Genomic DNA, 5144 nt, shown 5'->3' on the forward strand with positions numbered 1-5144 from the left:
CCGCCGTCCGGCGCCCGGAACCGGTCCGGGCCCGCGGCACGGGCCGCCCCTACGGCGCGGTCAGCGGCCCGTAGGCCCCCGGGGCGCGGTCGCGGTAGAACTGCCACCGGTCGCGGACCTCGCGGAGCTTGGCCATGTCCAGGTCGCGGACGACGAGTTCCGACTCCTTGTCGCTCGCCACCTCGCCGACGAACTGGGCTTCGGGGTCCACGAAGTACGAGGTCCCGTAGAAGTCGTTGTCGCCGTACTCCTCGACGCCCACCCGGTTGATCGCGCCCACGAAGTACTCGTTGGCGACCGCCGCGGCCGGCTGCTCCAGCTGCCAGAGGTAGCCGGACAGACCGCGTGAGGTGGCCGAGGGGTTGAAGACGATCTCGGCACCCGCGAGGCCGAGGGCACGCCAGCCTTCCGGGAAGTGCCGGTCGTAGCAGATGTAGACGCCTATCCGGCCGACGGCCGTGTCGAAGACGGGCCAGCCGGAGTTTCCGGGCCGGAAGTAGAACTTCTCCCAGAATCCGAGGACTTGGGGGATGTGGGTCTTGCGGTACTTGCCCAGGTAGGAACCGTCGGCGTCGATCACGGCCGCGGTGTTGTAGAGGACGCCGGGCTGTTCCTCCTCGTACATCGGCAGGACGAGGACGAGACCCAGTTCCTTCGCCAGCGCCTGGAAGCGCCGGACGATCGGGCCTTCGGGGATCTGCTCGGCGTACGCGTAGAACTCTTTGTCCTGAACCTGGCAGAAGTAGGGTCCGTAGAACAGCTCCTGGAAGCAGAGGACTTGGGCGCCCTGCGCGGCCGCGTCGCGAGCCGCCTGCTCGTGGACCTGGATCATCGATTCCTTGTCGCCGGTCCATGCGGTCTGGAAGACGGCGGCGCGGATCACTCTGCTCATCGGGACCTCCGGTCGCTCGGTGTGCTGGGGCAGACGCGAACTCCGGCGCCCGCTCCAGGAGCCTAGAAAGCCCGGACCGGGTCTTTGAGTTGCACCGTGTCACGTCCGAAGTGCTGTGCCGTTCCACGGTGTCACCTCCGCGTTGTCCCGTGTTTCACCTGAGTCGTCGTGTGTTTCACCGCTGTTGCCCATCGGGTCTTCACCGTTGTTGTGCGTCGTGCGCGAGCAGGGCGATGTGGACGGAGGCGGCTTGCTCGAAGTCGTCGAGGTCGACGCCGAGGCGCGCCTGTATGGCCTCCAGGCGGCGGTACAGCGCGGGCCGGCTGACGTGGTGGAGCTGGGCGGTGCGCGACTTGTTCCGGCCGGTGGCGAGGTAGGTCCGCAGGACGGGCAGCAGGTGCGGGTCCGCCCGCGCGCCGCAGAGCAGCCCGTCGAGTTCCCGTTCCGCGAAGGACTGGACGTGCGGGTCGTCCCGGAGCAGCCGGACGAGGCCGCGCAGATGGACGTCGCGCAGCCGCACCAGCGCCGGCCGGTCCTGGTCGGCGGGGGTGTCGGCGGCGGCCTCGGCGACGTGCAGGGCCTCGCGGAGTCCGGCGGGGACGTCGTCCCAGGCGGTACGGGGTTCGGCCGCGGCCACGGTGGCGGGGACTCCGGTCTCGTGTCGCAGCCGTACGGCGAAGTGCGCGGCCAGGGCGTCCGCGTCCTGGTCACGGGCGAGGCTGAGCAGCAGGGCGGTGGCTCCGTCGGACAGCTCGGCGACGAGCCCCGGGAGCCCCAGCAGCCGTAGTACGCGGTCGAGTTGGGCGGGATCGCCGTCGCGTACCACCAGGGGGACGAAGGTGCGGCGGTTCACGGGCAGGCCGGCGGCCCGCGCTCGGGGAAGGAGCTGACGGGCCGGTACGACACCGCTCACCAGGTCGGTCAGCAGGCCCTGCGCGGACTCCTCCTCCCAGGTGTGGGCGGAGCCGCCGAGCATGCGGTGCAGGACCAGCGCCTCGGCGGCACGGTCGGCGAGCAGCCGCCCGGTTCCCGCGTCGCCCCGGTGCCCGCACAGCACGATGCGGCCCCATCGCTCTCCCCGTCCGCCCAGTTCGGCGCGGATCCAGCCGTCGCCCTCGCTGCCGCCCGCCTGCCGGGCGATGCGGTCCCAGTCGCGCAGGACGTCGTCCACGGCGGAGCGTTCGCCGGCGGTGGCGAGGACCCGGTGGGCGAGGTTGGTGACGACGACCGGGCAGGCGGCGTGCACGGCGATCTCGTCGAGCATGCTCTGGAGCGGGGCACCGGTCGTGATGAGTCCGGTGAGCGCGGTCCGTACGGCCTCGGAGAGGCTCACCGCGGCGAACTTGCTCCGCACCAGCCGGGATTGCACCTCCTCCGTCAACTCGGCGAAGGGGAAGGGCCGGTGGAGCACGACCATCGGCAGTCCGCAGCGTTCGGCGGCCCGGCGCATCACGTCCGGGGGTGCGGGGAAGGCCCGGCCGAGTCCGAGCACGACGGCGGCGGCCTCGGCGCGGTGCAGCGAGCGGATGTACTCGGCCTGGGCGTCGGGGTCGCCCGCGAGCAACACCCCTGTGGTGAGGACCATTTCGCCGCCGCTGAGCATGACGCCCACATCGGCGGCCTCGGCGACGTGCACCCAGCGGACGGACCGGTCGAGATGGCCGGCGCCCGCCACCACCTCGGGCTCTCCGGCGAGCACCCGGTCCAGGGCGAGGACCTGGCGTACCGAAAGAGCGGGTTCCAAGGCGGTGGTCATGGCGGCGTTCCCCTTTTTCTGTGGCTCGGTTCGCCTCCGGAGCGCTGCGGCCCGTGCCGAGGACTCGACGCGTGCTCAGCCCTTCGGGTCCTCGCACGTCGGGTCTTCGACACCGGGCGCCCCATCGGCTCGCTCGCCCTTGCTCACGATCTGCTACTGGGCGCGCCTCAGGGCGCGTTCGAGGATCGACGCGCCCTCCTCGGCCTCCGCGACCGTCAGGGAGAGCGGCGGTGCGATCCGCAGCACGCTGGTGTTGTGACCGCCGCCCTTGCCGATCAGCAGGCCTTCCTCGCGGGCCGCTTCGAGCACGGCCGCGGCCGCTTCGGGGTTCGCCCGGTCGGTGCCGGGCTCGACCAGCTCGATGCCGATCATCAGTCCGCGCCCGCGCACCTCGCGCACCCCGTCGAACTGCGCGGCGACCGCGCGGAGCCGTTCGATGAGCAGGCCGCCGACGCGCCGGGCGTTGCCCTGGAGGTCGTGTTCGAGGAGGTAGGTGAGGTTCGCTAGCCCCGCCGCCATCGTGACCGGTGAACCGCCGAAGGTCGAGATGGAGTTGGAGTCGAGGCAGTTCATGATCTCGGCGCGGGCGACGACGCCGCCGACGGACATGCCGTTGCCGATGCCCTTGGCGAAGGTGAGCATGTCGGGCGGGCCGGAGGCGGCGTGCGCCTGCCAGCCCCAGAAGTGCTCGCCGGTGCGGCCCCAGCCCGTCTGCACCTCGTCGGCGATCCAGAGGATGCCGTGCTGCTGGAGGACCTCGCGGAAGGCCGCGTACAGGCCGTCGGGGGGTGCGGTGAAGCCGCCGACGCCCTGGACGGGTTCGGCGATCAGCGCCGCGGGCGGGCGGACATGGCCGAGCAGGTCCTTGAGGTCGTCGACGCACGCGGCGATGAACTCGGCGTCGCCGAGGTCGGCGTACGGGCCACGCGTCCGGACGCCGCCGTGCACGTACAGCGTCTGGAGCGGTGACAGGGAGGTCGGTGACCAGCCCTTGTTTCCGGTGATCCCGACCGAGCTGAACGACCGGCCGTGGTAGCTGTTGCGCATCGCCAGGATCTGGTTGCTCCGCCGGTGGGCGGTGGCGAGCAGCAGGGCCGTGTCGTTGGCCTCGGTGCCGGAGGTGGTGAAGAAGACGCGGGCGTCGGGGATGCCGGACAGCTGGGCGATGCGTTCGGCGAGGTCGATCATCGGCCGGTTGAGGTAGAGCGTCGAGGTGTGGATGATCCGGCTGGCCTGCTCGCTGACCGCTTTGGTCACCTCGGGCAGGGCGTGTGCGGTCATCGTGGTGAGGATGCCGCCGAAGAAGTCGAGGTACTTGTTGCCCTTGGCGTCCCAGACGTGGCGGCCCTCGCCGTGGGTGATCTCGATCGGGTCCTCGTAGTACAGGGCGAGCCAGTCGGGCAGGACGGCCTGGTGGCGGGTGTACAGGTCGGTCATGGCTGCACCAGCCCTTCGTAGGCGTCGGGGCGCCGGTCGCGGTAGAACGCCCACTGCCGGCGTACTTCCTCGATGACGTCGAAGTCCAGGTCGCGGACGATGAGTTCCTCGGCCTTGTCGCTCGCCGTCTCGCCGACGAACTGACCGCGCGGGTCGACGAAGTACGAGGTTCCGTAGAAGTCGTTGTCGCCGTACTCCTCCTGCCCGACCCGGTTGATCGCGGCGATGAAGTACTCGTTGGCGACGGCCGCCGCGGGCTGCTCCAGCTGCCAGAGGTGGGCGGAGAGGCCGCGGGAGGTGGCGGAGGGGTTGTAGACGAGCTGGGCGCCGTTCAGACCGAGCTGCCGCCAGCCTTCGGGGAAGTGGCGGTCGTAGCAGATGTAGACGCCGATCCGGCCGACGGCCGTGTCGAAGACGGGCCAGCCGAGGTTGCCGGGCTTGAAGTAGTACTTCTCCCAGAAGCCCTTCACCTGCGGGATGTGGTGCTTGCGGTACTTGCCGAGGTAGGTGCCGTCGGCGTCGATCACGGCCGCCGTGTTGAAGTAGAAGCCGGACTGCTCGACCTCGAACACGGGTACGACGATCACCATGCCGGTCTCGCGCGCGAGCTCCCGCATACGGCTGACGGTGGGCCCGTCGGGAACCGGTTCCGCCCAGCCGTAGTGCTCGGGCTCCTGGACCTGGCAGAAGTAGGGGGCGTTGAAGACTTCCTGGAACCCGATGACCTTGGCACCCTGCCGGGCCGCCTCGCGGGCGTGCTCCACATGTTTGGCGACCATGGATTCGGTGTCGCCTGTCCAGGTGGCCTGGACCAGGGCGGCGCGTACGACGTTGGCCATGAGCTGCTCCTTCGACGGGACGTCAGAGAGCCTCTACGCCCGTAGACAAAGGCTGTAGAGGCTCGAAAGTAAGCCCCCCGGACAGCCTTGCCAAGACCATCGTCGTTAACCCGCTGAGTCGATCACGTTTCTGACCCCCACGGGTGAGTGACGTGGCCGCTGGCCCCGGACGGTGGGGCCGATCGGAGGACGGGACCGTCGCCGGGCGTCGCCGTCCGGC

4 protein-coding genes are annotated in these 5144 nt (G+C 70.4%); all 4 read right to left on the minus strand.

Translation table 11 applies throughout. From position 1 onward, the window contains the following. Window positions 1–49 precede the first annotated feature (49 nt). Window positions 50–892 carry a nitrilase-related carbon-nitrogen hydrolase gene (locus tag ACFWBT_RS41710; protein WP_385709665.1) on the minus strand — a complete coding sequence of 281 codons (843 nt, stop codon included), beginning with the start codon at window positions 890–892 and terminating at the stop codon, window positions 50–52. Between the two features lie 199 nt (window positions 893–1091). Next, window positions 1092–2648: a PucR family transcriptional regulator gene (locus ACFWBT_RS41715; RefSeq protein ID WP_385709668.1), complete on the minus strand. Its 1557-nt coding sequence runs from the start codon at window positions 2646–2648 to the stop codon at window positions 1092–1094. A 153-nt stretch (window positions 2649–2801) separates the two neighbouring features. Beyond that, window positions 2802–4085 (minus strand): aspartate aminotransferase family protein, encoded by a 1284-nt coding sequence (locus ACFWBT_RS41720; RefSeq protein WP_385709670.1) that lies wholly within the window; start codon window positions 4083–4085, stop codon window positions 2802–2804. Then, on the minus strand, window positions 4082–4924 hold the full coding sequence (locus tag ACFWBT_RS41725) for a nitrilase-related carbon-nitrogen hydrolase (RefSeq protein WP_385709673.1): 843 nt from the start codon (window positions 4922–4924) through the stop codon (window positions 4082–4084). The genes ACFWBT_RS41720 and ACFWBT_RS41725 overlap by 4 nt, the downstream gene beginning before the upstream one ends. Window positions 4925–5144: the final 220 nt, after the last annotated feature.

The organism is Streptomyces sp. NPDC060027, from assembly GCF_042737005.1.
GTDB lineage: Bacteria > Actinomycetota > Actinomycetes > Streptomycetales > Streptomycetaceae > Streptomyces.